General features: G+C 69.6%; 15 protein-coding genes and 1 tRNA gene. 13 read left to right on the top strand and 3 right to left on the bottom strand.

Annotated features, from left to right (window positions below; all coding sequences use genetic code 11):
- Nucleotides 1-82: 82 nt before the first annotated feature.
- Nucleotides 83-289, bottom strand: a complete 207-nt coding sequence (locus tag QU603_RS00220) for a cold-shock protein (protein WP_308492488.1) — start codon at nt 287-289, stop codon at nt 83-85.
- A gap of 237 nt (nt 290-526) precedes the next feature.
- On the opposite strand from QU603_RS00220, the gene QU603_RS00215 reads away from it, so the two are divergent.
- The 5 genes from QU603_RS00215 to QU603_RS00195 all read left to right on the top strand — a co-directional run bounded on the left by QU603_RS00215 (nt 527) and on the right by QU603_RS00195 (nt 5,269).
- Nucleotides 527-1,171, top strand: coding sequence for a GntR family transcriptional regulator (locus QU603_RS00215; protein ID WP_308492487.1), 645 nt, complete (start codon nt 527-529; stop codon nt 1,169-1,171).
- A gap of 107 nt (nt 1,172-1,278) precedes the next feature.
- The gene (locus QU603_RS00210; protein ID WP_308492486.1) at nt 1,279-2,502 is read left to right on the top strand and encodes a sensor histidine kinase; all 1,224 of its coding nucleotides are present in this window, start codon (nt 1,279-1,281) and stop codon (nt 2,500-2,502) included.
- Nucleotides 2,499-3,170: a response regulator gene (locus QU603_RS00205; protein ID WP_308492485.1), complete on the top strand. Its 672-nt coding sequence runs from the start codon at nt 2,499-2,501 to the stop codon at nt 3,168-3,170. The genes QU603_RS00210 and QU603_RS00205 overlap by 4 nt, the downstream gene beginning before the upstream one ends.
- A 367-nt stretch (nt 3,171-3,537) precedes the next feature.
- Entirely contained in the window at nt 3,538-4,803 is a 1,266-nt protein-coding gene (locus tag QU603_RS00200) for an acyltransferase family protein (RefSeq protein ID WP_308492484.1), read from the top strand.
- Nucleotides 4,781-5,269, top strand: coding sequence for a GNAT family N-acetyltransferase (locus tag QU603_RS00195; protein ID WP_308492483.1), 489 nt, complete (start codon nt 4,781-4,783; stop codon nt 5,267-5,269). Before QU603_RS00200 ends, QU603_RS00195 begins: the two co-directional genes overlap by 23 nt.
- Here the strand turns inward: QU603_RS00195 and QU603_RS00190 are convergent.
- Nucleotides 5,242-5,796 (bottom strand): NAD(P)H-dependent oxidoreductase, encoded by a 555-nt coding sequence (locus tag QU603_RS00190; protein ID WP_308492482.1) that lies wholly within the window; start codon nt 5,794-5,796, stop codon nt 5,242-5,244. The two genes, QU603_RS00195 and QU603_RS00190, sit on opposite strands and share 28 nt — an antisense overlap.
- A 168-nt stretch (nt 5,797-5,964) precedes the next feature.
- Between QU603_RS00190 and QU603_RS00185 the strand changes: the two genes are divergently transcribed.
- Together QU603_RS00185 and QU603_RS00180 are read left to right on the top strand one after the other, a co-directional pair.
- Nucleotides 5,965-6,546, top strand: coding sequence for a flavin reductase family protein (locus QU603_RS00185; protein WP_308492481.1), 582 nt, complete (start codon nt 5,965-5,967; stop codon nt 6,544-6,546).
- 112 nt (nt 6,547-6,658) lie between these two features.
- Nucleotides 6,659-8,050 carry an MFS transporter gene (locus tag QU603_RS00180; protein ID WP_308492480.1) on the top strand — a complete coding sequence of 464 codons (1,392 nt, stop codon included), beginning with the start codon at nt 6,659-6,661 and terminating at the stop codon, nt 8,048-8,050.
- 104 nt (nt 8,051-8,154) lie between these two features.
- On the opposite strand, the gene QU603_RS00175 is transcribed toward QU603_RS00180, so the two are convergent.
- Nucleotides 8,155-8,241, bottom strand: a tRNA-Leu gene (locus QU603_RS00175).
- Nucleotides 8,242-8,550: 309 nt separating this feature from the next.
- On the opposite strand from QU603_RS00175, the gene QU603_RS00170 reads away from it, so the two are divergent.
- From QU603_RS00170 to QU603_RS00145, 6 genes are read left to right on the top strand one after another with little or no spacing between them, the layout of a single operon-like run.
- Nucleotides 8,551-9,282: an FHA domain-containing protein gene (locus QU603_RS00170; RefSeq protein ID WP_308492479.1), complete on the top strand. Its 732-nt coding sequence runs from the start codon at nt 8,551-8,553 to the stop codon at nt 9,280-9,282.
- The gene (locus QU603_RS00165) at nt 9,279-9,818 is read left to right on the top strand and encodes an FHA domain-containing protein FhaB/FipA (RefSeq protein WP_308492478.1); all 540 of its coding nucleotides are present in this window, start codon (nt 9,279-9,281) and stop codon (nt 9,816-9,818) included. Before QU603_RS00170 ends, QU603_RS00165 begins: the two co-directional genes overlap by 4 nt.
- Before the next feature lie 13 nt (nt 9,819-9,831).
- Entirely contained in the window at nt 9,832-11,067 is a 1,236-nt protein-coding gene (locus tag QU603_RS00160; RefSeq protein ID WP_308492477.1) for a PP2C family protein-serine/threonine phosphatase, read from the top strand.
- Nucleotides 11,067-12,515 (top strand): FtsW/RodA/SpoVE family cell cycle protein, encoded by a 1,449-nt coding sequence (locus tag QU603_RS00155; RefSeq protein ID WP_308492476.1) that lies wholly within the window; start codon nt 11,067-11,069, stop codon nt 12,513-12,515. Before QU603_RS00160 ends, QU603_RS00155 begins: the two co-directional genes overlap by 1 nt.
- Before the next feature lies 1 nt (nt 12,516).
- Complete coding sequence (locus QU603_RS00150; protein WP_308492475.1) at nt 12,517-13,977, top strand: peptidoglycan D,D-transpeptidase FtsI family protein; 1,461 nt, start codon at nt 12,517-12,519, stop codon at nt 13,975-13,977.
- The gene (locus QU603_RS00145) at nt 13,974-15,722 is read left to right on the top strand and encodes a serine/threonine protein kinase (protein ID WP_308492474.1); all 1,749 of its coding nucleotides are present in this window, start codon (nt 13,974-13,976) and stop codon (nt 15,720-15,722) included. Before QU603_RS00150 ends, QU603_RS00145 begins: the two co-directional genes overlap by 4 nt.
- The last annotated feature ends 29 nt before the right edge of the window (nt 15,723-15,751 follow it).

Below are 15,751 nucleotides of genomic sequence, written 5' to 3'. Positions count from 1 at the left end.
GACGTCCGGTCATCGTCTCAGCCGCAGATGCAGCCTCGACAGCGACCCGACACCGGGGCGTTGCTGTCGAGAGGTGCCGAAATCAGATCGGCTTGATGTTCTCGGCCTGAAGACCCTTCGGTCCCTGTGCGACGTCGAACTCGACGCGCTGGTTCTCCTCGAGGGAGCGGTACCCGTTCGCCACGATGGCGGTGTAGTGCGCGAAGACGTCGGCGCCACCTTCATCGGGGGCGATGAAACCGAAGCCCTTTTCCGCGTTGAACCACTTGACGGTGCCCTGCGTGCTCATGTACTGCCGTTCTTTTTGCTACCGGCGCACGGTGCGCCGGATTGCATCAACCGTAACGAAGTCAAGCCCGCAACAGCCAGTCCTCCGCAGATGGTGACACAAATGTTGCATGGACAGCGCAGGAAAACCGTTCGACGCCCAGGCCCGGCTTGCACCGAATGGCCCAGGCGTCGACGGATCCCCCCGGATAGGCCACGCGAACGTGACCACCCCACTGTACTGATATATTGCGGTTCGATGACCAGCGATGCTCCTTTCACTCCCGTCGATCCGCGCGGGGCGATACTCGGCGACGAGGTGTACCGCGTGCTGGGCGAGGCGATCCTGGACGGACGGCTCGCGCCGGGCGAACGCGTTCGCGACACCGAGCTGGCCGAATGGCTCGGCGTATCCCGCACGCCCGTGCGCGAGGCCCTGCAGCGCCTGGAGAGATCGGGTCTGGTCGAGGTCTCCGCCAACCGCTGGACGCGTGTGTCGGTGCCCGACGAGTCGATGCTGGCCGCGACGCACGAATTCATCGTCTACACGATGGGCAACGCCGTGCGCATGTCTGCCGGCCGCGCCGACGACCAAGAGCTGGCGTACCAGCTGACCCTCATCGACGAGATGATCGCCGCCTCGCTGGCCGATGACCGCGGGGGACTGCTGCGCGCGAGCATGGAGTTCTTCGTCGCCGTCACCTACACCACCGGCAACCGGCAGCTGCAGAACGTTCTCGAGGAGTTCGAGTTCGCGCTGCGGCGCAACCTGTTCGGGTGGTCGCCGCACGTGGACGACAGCGAAGTACGCACCGACATGTACCGCGTGTTCCGGGGTGCCGTGGCCGCCCGCGACGGCGACCGGGCCGAGCGCGTCCTGCGCATGCAGCACGGCCTGGGCTGAGCTCCGTGTCGCCCGCTTCCGACGGCGGCGTCGCGCCACCCCGGCCGCCAGAACGACTGCGAGCCGAGCGGCCGCGACCCGAACGGCCGCTCCGGTCCCGATGGGTCGTGGTCGCCGGCCGCTGGAACATCGTCGTCTGGGCTCTGTCTCTGGCGGCCGCGCTCGTCATCGCCTCCACGGCGTCGGCACTCGGGGCCACCGTGTACGGCACGCCGGTGGCGGCCGCGCTGCTGTTCGGGCTCTGCCTGGGCGTGGCCATCCCTCTGGGCCTGGCGTGGCCGCGGGTGGGGACGGCGGCCGCGCTGATCGCCATCGCCGCGCTGACGGCCTGGGCCGATCCGACGCCGGCCGCACCGTGGCCGGTGGCGGTACCCACACTCATCGGGTGCTGCCTGACGTGGATCGCCGTCGGCCTGCGCGGCCGCTGGTACGTCGTGGCGACAGGGTGGATCGTCAGCCTGCTGGCGCCGGTCCTCGTCCTGTCTCGGGCCGGCGGCGCAGACGTCGCCGCTGGAGCCGTGGTCGCCAACCTCGTGACCTTCGCGACTGTGTCGCTAGCGGCGGCGGGCCTCGGCATCCTCGCGCGCAGCCGTGACGCGGTGCGAGCGCAGCTCGCCGACGAACGCGCGCACTCCGCGGCCGAGGTCGCCCGTCGCGAGGCCATCGAAGACCGCGCCCGCATCGCACGCGAGCTGCACGACGTCGTGGCGCACGGCATGTCGGCGATCCATGTGCGGGCCGCGAGCGCGCGGTACCGCATGATGCTGTCCGACGAGGCGGCTCAGGAATTCGACGAACTGGCGGCCACCGCGCGAGCCTCGATGGCCGAGATGCGCGTGATCCTCGGAGTGCTGCGGGACGAGGACCATGCCGAGGCGGCTCCGCAGCCGGGGCTCGGCGATGTCGACGCGCTCATCGTGCGCTCGCGCGAGCTGGGCCCCGTCGAGGTCAACGGCGCGTGGCAGCTGACCGATGCCGAGCGCGCCGATGCCCTGCTCGGGCTGACGGCGTATCGCGTTCTGCAAGAGGCGCTGGCCAACGTGTCGCGCCACGCACCGGGGGCTGCCGCCACCGTGCACTGGGAGCAGACCGACCGGATGCTGCGCCTCACCGTGCGCAATGGACCGGCGCTGCGCACCCTCGCTGCGCGCAGCGAGCGCGGCGGCCAGGGCCTGCGCGGCATGCGCGAGCGGGTACAGGCCCTGGGCGGCACCGTGCAGGCCGGCCCCGTCGGCGACGGCTTCGAGGTGCAGGCCACCCTGCCGCGCGCGGATGCCGCAGCCGCGGCATCCCGTGACCACGACATCGACCCCGAGGAGGGCCCGGAATGATCCGCGTGATGATCGCCGACGACCAGGTCATGGTGCGTGCGGGATTCGCCGCGATCCTGCAGGCGCAGGACGGCATCGACGTCGTCGGGCAGGCCGGCGACGGGCTCGAGGCGGTCAGCGTCGCGCGCAGCAGCCGCCCCGACGTGATCCTGATGGACGTGCGCATGCCGAAGGCGAACGGCATCGAGGCCACTCGCGAGATCCTGGCCGTCGCTGAGCGCTCGGCCACGCCTGCGCCGGCGATCCTGATCCTCACGACGTTCGACGCCGACGAGTACGTGCACGATGCGCTCAGCGCGGGCGCCAGCGGCTTCCTGTTGAAGGATGCCTCGCCCGATGACCTCGTGAACGCCGTGCGCATCGTGGCAGCCGGCGACGCGCTGCTGGCCCCCAAGATCACCAAGCGACTGCTCGAGCGGTTCGCGGCCCAGCGCCCCGCGGTCAGCCGCCATGCGCTGCGGCTCGCCGACCTGACCGAGCGTGAGCGCGAGATCCTCGTCCTGATCGGCCAGGGGCTGTCGAACCGTGAGATCGCCCAGCAACTGTTCCTGGCAGAGCAGACCGTGAAGACGCACGTGAGCCGTATCTTCGCCAAGCTGCAGCTGCGCGACCGCGTGCAGGCGGTGATCCTCGCCTTCGACGCAGGGCTGGTCGACCCGGCGAGCTGATCGGCGATTGGCGCGGGGCGACCTCTGCCATGGGTCGAACCGGCCCGGGCGACCCCTACCCCCGTAACCCGGAGAATGGCTCCTCGGGGTGATGTGCGCGAGGGCATCCTGACGCGATGGTTCTTGCGGCGACCGACCGTGGTCGCCAGAAGGAGCCCGCATGTCCCTGCGCGAACGCGTGTCACAGCCCGCGTCCACTGTCCGGTCCAGCACTGTCCGGCCCAGCACTGCTCGGTCCAGAACTGTCCGGTTCAGCACCGCCCGGTTCAGCACTGCAACGTCTGGCGCTGCCCCGTCTGCCGCTGCCGCGTCGCGTGCCGCGGCAGCGTCGCGGCACGCGGCATCCCGGGCCCACCGCGACGGGTCGGTGGACGCCGTGCGCGCGATGCTGCTGGTGCTCGTCGTGCTGCTGCACTCCCTGATGGCCGGCGTCAGTCGCGACGCGCTGGGCGCCCCGGTGCTGGCCAACGCGATGGAGGGCTGGCCGGGCTTCGCGGCGCTCACGTGGCTCGCCCAGATCATGCCGTTGTTCTTCGTGCTGGGCGGGTTTGCCGCCTACACCCAGTTCAGCCGCGAACGCGACCGCGGACGCACCGCCACGGAGTACATCGCCGGCCGGCTGCGGCGGCTGCTGCTGCCGACCGCGGCGGCAGTGGCCGCGGCGGCGGTGTTCCTGGCGACGCTCGTGGTCTGCGGGGTGCCGGCCGAGGTGGTCGCGACGGCAGGGTTCCACATCGGCCAGCCCCTGTGGTTCCTGGCCGTGTACCTCGGGTGCAGCGCGCTCGTGCCGTTCATGATGCGGTGGCACGAGACACATCCGCACCTGACGATCGCAGTGCTCGCGGCCGGTGTGATCGGCGTCGACATCGTGGGGGTCTCGACGGGCGCTGCCGCCTTCGGGCTCATCAACATGGCGTTCGTGTGGCTGCTGCTGCAGCAGCTGGGGTTCGCCTTGGCCGACGGGTCGTTCGACGGGCTCTCGGGGCGCGTGCGCGCCATGATCGTCGCCGGCGCGATCGCGCTGTTGGCGACCGGCATGCTCGCCGGATTCTTCTCCGTCAACCTGCTGGAGGCCCTCAACCCGCCGCAGGGGGCGCTGGTGCTGGTCGGCATCGCACAGACGATGATCTTCCTGTCGGTGCGCGGCCGGCTGCGCGACTGGGCGGAGCGACCTCGCGTGGCCGCCGCCGTCGCCTGGATGAACCTGCGCGCGATGACGATCTATTCGTGGCACATGCTCGTGGTCATCGCCCTCGCCGGCGCATTGCTGCTGCTGCCGGTCGACCTGCCCGTGCCACTGACACCGGACTGGTGGCTCGCGCGTCCGCTGTGGTTCGCCGTGGTGGGTGCTGCCGTGTGGGCCGTGGTCCGCGTGGCCGGCGTCGTCGAGCTGCGGCGTGACGCCGGATGGCCCGCCGTCGGCACGGGCCGCGCCGTGGGCGCCGTCGTGTGCGGCGTGGCCGGGGTCGTGCTCGCGCTGCTGGGCGGATCGAACCCGTCGGCGTGGGTCGTCGCTGCGGCGCTGACGACGGCCGCGATCACCGCGGTGCGGCCCGGCGCCCCGTCACGCGGGGATTCCGGCGGCGTGCGCAGCCGGGTACCGTTGGCCCATGGGGCATATCGAGCTTCGTGACCTCGACGACGACGACGCCGACGCCGTGTTCGAGATGATGCGCGACCGGGAAGCGATCGCCATGGCGGCGTTCACGGCGCAGGATCCGTCCGACCGCCTTGCCTTCGATGCCCGGATGCGGCGGCTGCGCAACGACCCCGCCGTCACCCAGTACGTCGTGACCGAACGCGGCGGCTTCGCCGGCACGGTCGGAGCGTGGACGACCGATGACGGCGACCGCGAGGTCACCTACTGGATCGCCCGGCACGCGTGGGGCAGGGGCGTCGCGACCGAAGCGCTGCGCCTGCTGGTCTCGCACCAGGCGACCCGGCCGCTGTACGCGCGCGTGGCCACGCACAACCAGGGCTCGGTCGCGGTGCTCGAGAAGAACGGCTTCAGCGAGGTCTCACGATCGACGGCCTTCGCACCGGGCCTGGGCCGCGAGACCGAAGAGGCCCTCTACGCCCTCGTGCCGACCGTCGAATAGGCCAGCAGCGGCAGAGCCGCATCCACCGCCCGCGTGATCGCGGCGGGCAGCGCCCCCGCGGGGTCGATCCTTCCGTCGACGAAGTCGACGCCGCGCGCATAGACGCCGACAGGCAGCGTCCGCGCGCGGAAGAACGCGAACAGCGGTCGCAGGCCGTGGTCGATCACCAGCGAGTGCTGGTCGTTGCCTCCCCCGGCCGCCAGCAGCACGGGGGTTCCTTCGAGCGCATCCTGATGCACGAGGTCGAAGAATTCCTTGAACAGTCCGGTGTACGCCCCGCGGTACACGGGGGTGGCCACCACGAGCAGATCGGCACCCGAGACGGCCCCGATCGCCGCGGCCGCGGCATCCGACCTCTCTCCTCCGGTCAGTGCCACGGCGAGGTCGCCTGCCAGCGCGTGCAATTCGATGACGGAGCGCTCGATCGGCGCAGACCGTTCGAGCTCATCGAGCACGCCGTTCAGCAGTGCGGTCGAGGTGGACGGCGAGCGCAGGCTGCCCGAAACGGCGACGACATGAAGACCCATGCCGCCATGGTCGGCCATCGCCTCCCGCCCCCGCGCGCGCGTGTCGGTGTGCGTCGTCGCATTGCCGCAGATGACGCCGGATGCCGCCGCCCTGACACACGCTTCACACGCCGTCACAAGGGCTCATGCGCGACAGTCGGCGCCGCACGCCGCGTCTAGCGTCGAACCATGTCGACCACCTCGCCCGCCGCGGGCATCGCCGCTTCCGCCGCTCCCCCCGCGCCGCACACGCTCGGAGCGTCACTGTCGGCGGACGACTTCAAGGCGCTGTTCCGCGGCCACCCCGGCGGGGTCGCGGTCATCACCGCCGATGCGGGCGAAGGCCCGGTCGCCCTGACGGCGACGTCGGTGTCCTCGGTGAGCGCAGAGCCCCCGCTGCTGATCTTCTCGATCTCGGCCCAGTCGTCGGCCTCGCCCACTCTCGCCCGCGCCGACACCGTGGTCGTGCACCTGCTCGATGCGCACGACCTGCCGCTGGCACGACTGGGAGCCACCAGCGGCGTCGATCGCTTCGCCGACGAGTCGGGCTGGTCGCGGCTGGTCACCGGCGAGCCGGTGTATCACGACGTGCGCGCCTGGGTGCGGTGCGCGGTGATCGGGCGGATGGATGCCGGCGGTTCGACGGTGATCGCCGCCCACGCGCTGCAGTCTCGGCTCGAGCGCGACGTCGAACCCGGCGCTCACGGCGACGCGCTCGTCTACCACAACCGCACCTGGCATCGCCTCGGCGAGCAGTCCCGCCTCGGCTGACCCCGCAGCGGGCGGCCCACGCCGCTCTTCGGCAAAACGGTCGTCTCCGTTCTAAGTAAACGGTACAGTAGCGTTTACTTCTGCTGTTCATCGCTTTGATCGGAGACCCTCCATGAGTGTCGTCACCGCCGCGGACGCGCACGGACGGCGGTGGGCCCTCGGGCTCACCGCGGCCGCCCAATTCGTCCTTCAACTCGACCTCGCCATTGTCAATGTCGCCCTGCCGACGGTGCAGCGGGAACTCGGCTTCACCGCCGCGGGGCTGCAGTGGATCGTCACCGGATACGCGCTCACCTTCGGCTCGCTGCTGCTGCTCGGTGGGCGCCTCGGCGACCTGCTCGGCCACCGCCGCACCGTGATCGGGGGCCTTGCCGTCTTCGGACTCGCCTCCCTCAGCGGCGGTCTGGCGCTGAGCCCCGGCATCCTCATCGCTTCCCGTCTCGTTCAGGGCGCCGGTGCGGCGCTGGTCGCACCCGCCGCGCTCGCCCTGCTGACGGAGGCGTTCCCGGAGCCGCAGACACGAACGCACGCCATGGGCATCTTCCAGGGCTCCGTCGCCGCCGGGGCGCTGACCGGAATCCTCGCCGGCGGACTCATCACCCAGCACGCCGGATGGCGCTGGGTGCTGCTCGTGAACCCCCCGATCGTCCTCGTCTTGGTGATGCTGGTGTCACTCCGGATCCCCGCTGCCCGCGGTCATGCCGGCATCCGCCTCGATCTGCCGGGCGCTCTGGCCGCCACGGGGGCGATGGGCGCCCTGATCCTCGGCGTCAGCAACGCCGAGCAGCACCGTCTCGCAGACCCGGTGGTCTGGGCACCGCTCGCCCTGGCCGCGCTGCTGACCGCGGCTCTCGTGTTGATCGAGCGCCGCACGGACGGCCCGATGCTTCCGGCAGCCCTGCTCCGCGGACACCGCGCGGTCATGATCGGTGCCGTGCTCGTGCTGGGAGCGGCCCTCGCCGGCTACGTCTACTTCGCCTCGCTCTATGTTCAGCGCGTCCTCGGCTTGAGCCCCGATGTCACCGGGCTCTCGCTCGCCCCCGCCAGCGCCATGGTCATGCTCGTCTCGACCCAGGCATCCCGGCGACTCCTGCCGCGCCTGGGCACCGGGTGGCAACTCGTGGTCGCGTTCGTGCTGATCGGAGGCGGGCAGCTCTGGCTTGCCCAGGCCGCTGCAGACGGGAGCTATGTCGCGGACGTCCTCGGCCCCCTCTTGATCACATCGGCGGGCATCGGTCTCGCCCTCCCCGCGGCATCGCTCGCGATGACCCATGACGTGCCGCCCCCTCAGCGCGGCATGGCCGGTGCACTGTTCGCCGCAGGCCAGCAAGCCGGCAGCGCGATCGGCCTGGCGATCCTGGCGACGGTGGCCGCCGCGACCACCGTCCGCACCGGGGACCTTGCCGGCGGCTACCAGGTCGCCTTCCTCAGCGTGGCGATCCTCGCTGCGGTGACGGCCGTCGTCATGGCGACATCGACGCTCCTGCGGAGGACGCGCACCTGATCCTGCGGCTTCGCGGGCCGATCGCCAGTCGCGTCAGCGGGATGTCTCGGCGACAAACGACGGATCGGCCGGAGATTCCTCTCCGACCGATCCGCGTCGCACAATGGTGCGCGAGGGGGGAGTTGAACCCCCACGCCCTTTCGGGCACTGGCACCTGAAGCCAGCGCGTCTGCCTATTCCGCCACTCGCGCGAGTCGAGGCGGACCTCGAACTCAACTTGTCGAGGATAGCACGGCCGCCGACGCGCCCGTAATCGGCGGCGCCGCTGTTCACAGCTCATCCGATCCCGAATCGCACGCCCCGAATCAGGCCGAACCGGGCCCGAAAGGCACGGGAATGGATGACTTGTGAACCACAGCGCAGCACACCACAGCGCGGCGCATCGGCGTCGAAGCCGTGCACAACCCCGCGCAAAACCCCGCGCAAAACCCCGAATCCAACCGCCGCTCAGGCGTGGCAACTAGCATGTAGCCACCAGTCCGCCCTGCCTGAGGAGTCGTGTGGGACTACTTGACAGCTTCGAGAAAGGTCTCGAGCGCGCCGTGAACGGCGCGTTCGCCAAGACCTTCCGCAGCGGCATCCAGCCTATCGAGATCGCCTCTGCCCTGCGCAGTGAACTCGACAAGAAGGCCGCCGTGGTCAGCCGCGACCGCATCCTCGTGCCGAACACCCTCGTCGTGCAGCTCGCGCCGGCAGACGCGGAGAAGATGGATGCCGTGGGACCTGCGCTGATCGGCGAGCTCACCGAGATCGTCCGCACGCACGCGGCATCCCAGCGCTACTCCTTCGCCGGCCCCGTCTCGGTGACGCTCCAGCACGACGAGCGTCTGTCCACGGGAACGCTGCGCGTGAACTCGAGCACGGCGGCAGGCACGGTATCGTGGCGCGGCGTGGTCGACATCGCCGGCACCCGGCATCCCCTGCGCAAGGGTCGCACCGTCATCGGGCGCGGCAGCGACGCCGACATCACCGTCGCCGATTCGGGCACGAGCCGCAAGCACGTCGAGATCCTGTGGGACGGCGAGCGCGCCATGGTGCGCGACCTCGGCTCGACCAACGGCACCAAGCTCGACGGGCAGCCGGTGTCGCAGGCACCTCTGCCGACCGAGTCGACGGTCACGATCGGGCGGACCGACATCGTGTTCCGGGTCGTGCCGCAGGCGGTTCCCGCCAAACCCGTCATCCCGGCCGCCGATGCGGCGACCCGACTGTTCGACGGGGGCGCCCGATGACCAGTGAGCTCACCCTTCTTCTCCTGCGCGTCGGCTTTCTCGTGCTGATGTGGTTCTTCGTGTTCGCGGTGGTCTATTCGCTGCGCGCCGATCTGTTCGGCGTCAAGGTGCGCAAGATGCCCGAGCCCGTCGCCGCCGCCGCCGGCACGGCTCCTGCCCCGACCTCCAGCCCCGCCGACGCGACGATGCCGGTGCAGTCGCTCGCGAAGCCGGCTCCCACGGCCGGCGGCATGGCCACCACCGACGCCGTCTCACGCATCGTCATCACCAGCGGCCCCAAAGCGGGCCTCGAACTCCCCTTGGGCGACGAGCCGCTGACGATCGGCCGCTCCAGCGAGTCGGGCCTGGTGATCCGCGACGACTACACCTCCAGCCACCACGCCCGACTCGTACTGTGGGGCCGGCAGTGGATGATCCAGGACCTCGATTCCACGAACGGCACCTGGCACGACGGCCAGCGAGTGACCGCGCCCGTGCCGATCACGGTCGGGGCCCCCATCCGCGTGGGAGCGACGACCTTCGAGCTGCGAAAGTAAGGCCCCGCCCGACATGGTCTTCCAGGGGTCGAGCGCGGCGCTCAGCCACACCGGCAAGGTGCGGTCGAACAACCAGGATTCCGGCTACGCCGGATCCAACCTGTTCGTCGTGGCCGACGGCATGGGCGGGCACGCCGGCGGCGATGTGGCCTCGAGCCTGGCGATCGCCCGCATCGAGGGCCTCGACCAGCCCTACGAGTCGACCGCCGACGCTCAGCGCGCACTGCAGAAGACGATCACGGCCGCTGCCGGCGACCTGATCGACACCGTCAAGAAGCGGCCGGAGCTTGCCGGCATGGGCACGACGGTGTGCGCGATCATCATGGTCGACGAATACGCGGTGATCGGCCACATCGGCGATTCGCGCATCTATCTGTACCGCGACGACGCGCTCACCCAGATCACCACCGACCACACGTTCGTCCAGCGTCTGGTGGATTCCGGGCGCATCACGCCCGAAGAGGCGCGGTACCACCCCCGCCGCTCCGTGCTCATGCGGGTGCTCGGCGACATGGACGATTCGCCCGAGATCGACACGTTCGTCATGCCCACGCGCGCCGGCGACCGGTGGCTGCTGTGCTCCGACGGGCTGTCGGGGGTCGTCGACGACGTGCACACCGCCAAGACGCTGGCGCTGGGACTGGCTCCGGGGCGCACCGCCGACATCCTGCTCAAGCTTGCGTTGGATGCCGGTGCCCCCGACAACGTCACGATCGTGATCGCCGATGTCGGCGGCCAGCACCCGGTCATGTCCGGCACACCGACGATCGTGGGTGCGGCATCCAACCCCGAAGGGGTGGAGGTGCCCGCCGCCCGGCCCGGACGCGTGTCGTGGCTGCACCCGGCCCGGCAGGCCGCGAACGAGCCCACGCACTTCGAGCCGGCCGCCGAGTACCTCGAAGAGGTCATCGAGGAGGACCGCCGGCGCGCCCGCAACCGCCGCATCGGCTGGATCACGGGTCTCGTGGTCGTGCTGGTCCTGATCGCCGCAGCGATCTTCGGCGCCTACCAGTGGACCCAGTCGCGGTACTTCATCGGGACCAACGGCACGAACGTCGTCATCTTCCGCGGCATCCCGCAGAACCTCGGCCCGATCCCCCTGTCGTCGCCGTATGAAGACACCGGGTTGCCGCTGGTGGCCCTCCCCCAGTTCGAGCAGGAAGTCGTCCAAGACACCATCGCCTCGGACTCGCTGAAGGACGCGGAGCGGATCGTCGATCAGCTGCGCCAGAACGTTGGGAGCGAGTGATGCGCACCCCGCCCGGAGGAGTGACCCCGGTTCGGCCGGAGCCCGCCGCCGACCAGCCTGCGACGCCGCCGCCCGCCCCCGAGCAGGCCGACACCGCGGTGCTGCGCGCGCTGCGCAAGATCCGCGTGCCGCAGACCCAGCGCAACCGCGAACTCGCGCTGCTCGTGTTCGCGTTCATCATCAACGGCGCCGCCGTCGTGCTCGTGCAGCTGGGCGCCGCCGGTGAGATCGACCCGAAGTTCCTTCTCTACCTGGGCGTGCTCAGCGCGCTGGCTCTGGCTCTGCACATCACCCTGCGCATCGTCGCGCGCGACGCCGACCCGTTCGTCGTGCCGATCGCGACGCTGCTGACCGGCATCGGTCTAGCCGAGATCTACCGGCTGGACGTGCACTGGGGCCGACACGGCTGGGAGGCGTATTCGACCCGCCAGCTGGCGTGGGCGGGCATCGCACTGGTCGGCGCGATCCTGCTGGTGGTCCTGCTTAGGAATTATCGCGTGCTCTTCCGGTACACCTACATCTTCGGCCTGGCCGGCATTCTGCTGCTGCTGCTGCCACTGGTGCCGGGGTTGGGCACGGATGCCGGGGCCGACGTGTGGATCTCGTTGGGCATCTTCTCGTTCCAGCCGGGTGAGATCGCCAAGATCTGCCTCGCGATCTTCTTCGCCGGGTATCTCGTGCGCACCCGCGACTCGCTGACCTCGACGGGGACACGGTTCCTCGGCTTCACGTGGCCGCGCGCCCGCGAGCTCGGGCCGCTGCTGGTGGTGTGGCTGGTCTCGCTCGGCATCATCGTGATGCAGCACGACCTGGGCACAGGGCTGCTGATCTTCGGCATGTTCGTGGCGATGCTGTACGTGGCCACGAGCAAGACGAGCTGGGTGCTCATGGGCGTGGTGCTGGCCGCCGGCGGCGCCGTGGTCGCCTCGCGACTGCTGCCCTACGTCAACGGGCGTTTCGCGAACTGGCTGAGCGCCTTCGACCCGAAGCTGTACGAGGCGCACGGCGGCAGCTTCCAACTCGTCAACGGCATCTTCGGCATGGCACAGGGGGGCCTGATCGGCACCGGGCTCGGCCAGGGTCGGCCGTGGCTGACGCCGGTGGCCGAGAGCGACTACATCTTCCCGAGTCTGGGTGAAGAGCTCGGTCTCATCGGCCTGTTCGCGATCCTCGCCCTGTACATGGTGTTCACGAGCCGCGGCATCCGGATCGGTCTGAACGGGCAGGACGACTTCGGCAAGCTGCTGGCCGTCGGGGTCTCTTTCACGATCGCGCTGCAGGTGTTCATCATGGTCGGCGGCGTGACGCGCCTGATCCCGCTGACCGGGCTGACCACGCCGTTCCTGGCCGCCGGCGGATCATCGCTCGTGGCCAACTGGCTGATCGTGGCCCTGCTGCTGCGCATCTCGGACGCGGTGCGCTCTCGACCCCGGGTGGTGATCGGCTGACATGACCAAAGAGCTGCGACGCCTGTCGATCATCCTGCTGGTGATGTTCCTGGCCCTGTTCGCCTCGACCAGCGTCATCCAGGTCGTACAGGCCGAGACCCTGGCCCAGAACCCGATGAACAAGCGCGCGCTGTACGACTCGTTCGATGTGCAGCGCGGATCGATCATCGCCAGCGGTTCGGCGATCGCATCCTCGGTGCCCTCGCACGACATCTACACGTGGCAGCGGCAGTACGTGGATCCGAAGATGTGGGCTCCGGTGACCGGCTACATCAACCCGGTGCTGCAGTCGAGCTGGCCAGGAATCGAACAGTCGATGAACCAGCAGCTGTCGGGCACCGGCAGCTCGCAGTTCTTCGCACGTGTCGAGCGCATCGTCAGCGGTCAGCCGCCGCGCGGGTCGAACGTGGTGCTCTCACTGGATGCCGCCGTGCAGAAGGTGGCCTACGACGCACTGGGCAAGCTGCAGGGCGCCGTGGTGGCGATCGAACCGAAGACGGGCCGCATCCTCGCGATGGTGACCAGCCCCAGCTACGACACCAACAAGCTCGCCAGCCACGACGCGGCCGCCGTCGACAAGGAATACAAGGCGCTCAACGACGACCCGACCCAGCCCATGGCGAATCGAGCGATCGGCGGCAACATGAACCCGCCCGGATCGACCTTCAAGCTCGTCACGGTCTCGGCGGCGCTGGCCTCCGGCGAATTCACCCCGACCTCGAAGCTGCCCAACCTGGCGACCTACATCCTGCCCGGCACCTCGCAGCCGATCCACAACGACACCGGCGGCACCTGCGGCCCCGGCAAAGAGGTCACGATCGCCGATGCGCTTCGGCTCAGCTGCAACATCCCGATGGCAGAGCTCGCCGTCAAGGTCGGACACGACCGCATGCAGCAGGAAGCGCAGAAGTACGGATTCGACTCGGCCTTCGAGATGCCGGTGAAGTCCACACCGTCGACCTACCCTCGTGTGGCCAGTCCCGACCGGGTCGCACTCAGCGGCTTCGGGCAGGGCGACGTGCGCGCGACACCACTGCAGATGGCCATGGTCTCCGCCGGCATCGCCAACGGCGGCGTCGTGATGAAGCCGCGCATGGTCGACCAGGTCGTCGGCCCCGACCTGTCGGTGCAGCAGACCTACCAGAGCGAGCAGTTCGACCGGTCGCTGGAATCGAACCTCAACTCCCAGATGGTCGCGATGATGGTCGCGAATGTCAGCAGGGGCATCGCCACCAATGCAAGAATTGACGGGGTCGAGGTGGCAGGCAAGACCGGTACGGCTCAAAACGGCGAGAACCAGCCGTATTCACTGTGGTTCACTGGGTTCGCGCCCGCAGAAGACCCTCAGGTAGCGGTGGCCGTCGTCGTGGAGAATGGCGGTGGCAACGGCCAGGAAAGCGTCGGAAATCAGATCGCGGCACCGATCGCGAAGAAGGTCATGGAGGCGGTGTTGGGTAAATGAGACCGACGCAGGGTGTGACCTTCGGCGGCCGTTACGAGCTCGACTCGCGGATCGCAATCGGTGGGATGGGCGAAGTGTGGGAGGCCACCGACCACGTCATCGGCCGCACCGTCGCCATCAAGATCCTCAAAGACGAGTACATGGGCGACCCGGGCTTCCTCGAGCGCTTCCGCGCCGAGGCGCGTCATGCCGCCCTGGTCAACCATGAGGGCATCGCGAGCGTCTTCGACTACGGCGAAGAGAACGGCTCGGCGTTCCTGGTCATGGAGCTCGTGCCCGGCGAGGCACTGTCCACAGTCCTCGAGCGCGAGGTGTCACTGTCGACCGACAAGACGCTCGACATCGTCGCCCAGACGGCCGCCGCCCTGCAGGCCGCCCACGCCGCCGGCCTCGTGCACCGCGACATCAAGCCCGGCAACCTGTTGATCACGCCCGACGGGCGCGTGAAGATCACCGACTTCGGCATCGCCCGCATCGCCGACCAGGTGCCGTTGACGGCCACCGGTCAGGTCATGGGCACCGTGCAGTACCTTTCCCCCGAGCAGGCATCCGGGCATCCGGCATCCCCCTCCACCGACATCTATTCGCTGGGCATCGTCGCCTACGAGTGCCTCGCCGGCAAGCGGCCGTTCACGGGCGAGTCGCAGGTCGCCATCGCGATGGCCCAGATCAACGAGCAGCCTCCGCCGCTGCCCGAGACCGTCTCTCCGCCGGTGCGCGACTTCGTGATGGCGATGATCGCCAAGAAGCCCGACGACCGTCCGTCATCGACGGCAACCGTCGCACGGGCGGCGACCGCGCTGCGCCGTGGTGACATGGCGGCCGCCATCGCCGCGGTCCCTGCCATCGGAGCGGGGGTGGATGCCGCGACCCAGCTGCTCACTTCTGCCGCCGGCACCTCGGCGGCGACGAAGCTGCTGCCGGCGACCACCCCGACACCGCTGGTCCCCGCCGCCGACGACGGCGAGAAGAAGAAGCGCAGCCCCTGGACGTGGCCGCTGATCGCGCTGATCATCCTGCTGATCCTCGTGTTGGCCGGCGTCCTGTACGCCGTGTTCGGCAACCGGGCCGAGGCTCCGACGAAGACCCCGGCGGGTCCCGCCGTGAGCTCACAGACCCACACGCCCGACCCGACGCCGACTACGGTGAACGTCGACGCGCTGAACCTCCTGGGCATGAAGTGCGCCGACGCCTCACAGCTGCTGACTTCCAATGGCCTGGTGCCCAAGACGGCGAAGGGCTCGCCGGCCACCTCCGCCGACAAGGTCGACACCGTGGCATCGGTCGACCCGTCCGCCAACGTCGACAAGGGTGAGACGGTCACGTTGACCTGCTACATCGCCCAGACCGATCTGCCCGCCCCGGCCACACCCGCCATCAACGGCACCGGCGATGGCGGTCAGGTCATCGCCGGCGACACTGCTCAGATCGTGTGGGACTCGTTCCAGTGCCCGGCCGGCACCGGCAACCTCTCCAGCTACATCGTCACGGTGCAGAACGGCACATTCGTCAGCGGTGGTCAGTCGACGCTGAAGGCAGACGCCTCCACGACGAGCGCCGATGTGAACGTCGCCAACGCCGCCGGCAGCAACCTCACCGCGTCGGTGCAGGCGATCTGCGGCGACCGCGAGTCGCCGGCGTCTGATCGGATCTCGCAGCCGATCATGCCGCAGCCCGAACCGTCGGATTCGCCGACGCCCTCGACCGACCCGCAGGCCGGGCCGTCGCCCACGCCGTCGAACTAGCCGCGTCCGGGCCGGTGGCGCCGGTCCGT

The sequence above is a fragment of the Microbacterium terrisoli genome (genome assembly GCF_030866805.1).
GTDB lineage: Bacteria > Actinomycetota > Actinomycetes > Actinomycetales > Microbacteriaceae > Microbacterium > Microbacterium terrisoli.
Note: the sequence above shows the minus strand (reverse complement) of the source record. Positions and strands in the feature narration are given on the sequence as shown.

What these genes read in the sequence shown, in the direction of transcription:
- QU603_RS00180 (WP_308492480.1), top strand. Translation starts at nt 6,659, where the DNA reads ATGAGTGTCGTCACCGCCGCGGACGCGCACGGACGGCGGTGGGCCCTC.
- QU603_RS00190 (WP_308492482.1), bottom strand. Translation starts at nt 5,796, where the DNA reads ATGGGTCTTCATGTCGTCGCCGTTTCGGGCAGCCTGCGCTCGCCGTCC.
- QU603_RS00165 (WP_308492478.1), top strand. Translation starts at nt 9,279, where the DNA reads ATGACCAGTGAGCTCACCCTTCTTCTCCTGCGCGTCGGCTTTCTCGTG.
- QU603_RS00150 (WP_308492475.1), top strand. Translation starts at nt 12,517, where the DNA reads ATGACCAAAGAGCTGCGACGCCTGTCGATCATCCTGCTGGTGATGTTC.
- QU603_RS00205 (WP_308492485.1), top strand. Translation starts at nt 2,499, where the DNA reads ATGATCCGCGTGATGATCGCCGACGACCAGGTCATGGTGCGTGCGGGA.
- QU603_RS00145 (WP_308492474.1), top strand. Translation starts at nt 13,974, where the DNA reads ATGAGACCGACGCAGGGTGTGACCTTCGGCGGCCGTTACGAGCTCGAC.
- QU603_RS00160 (WP_308492477.1), top strand. Translation starts at nt 9,832, where the DNA reads ATGGTCTTCCAGGGGTCGAGCGCGGCGCTCAGCCACACCGGCAAGGTG.
- QU603_RS00155 (WP_308492476.1), top strand. Translation starts at nt 11,067, where the DNA reads ATGCGCACCCCGCCCGGAGGAGTGACCCCGGTTCGGCCGGAGCCCGCC.
- QU603_RS00195 (WP_308492483.1), top strand. Translation starts at nt 4,781, where the DNA reads ATGGGGCATATCGAGCTTCGTGACCTCGACGACGACGACGCCGACGCC.
- QU603_RS00185 (WP_308492481.1), top strand. Translation starts at nt 5,965, where the DNA reads ATGTCGACCACCTCGCCCGCCGCGGGCATCGCCGCTTCCGCCGCTCCC.
- QU603_RS00215 (WP_308492487.1), top strand. Translation starts at nt 527, where the DNA reads ATGACCAGCGATGCTCCTTTCACTCCCGTCGATCCGCGCGGGGCGATA.
- QU603_RS00220 (WP_308492488.1), bottom strand. Translation starts at nt 289, where the DNA reads ATGAGCACGCAGGGCACCGTCAAGTGGTTCAACGCGGAAAAGGGCTTC.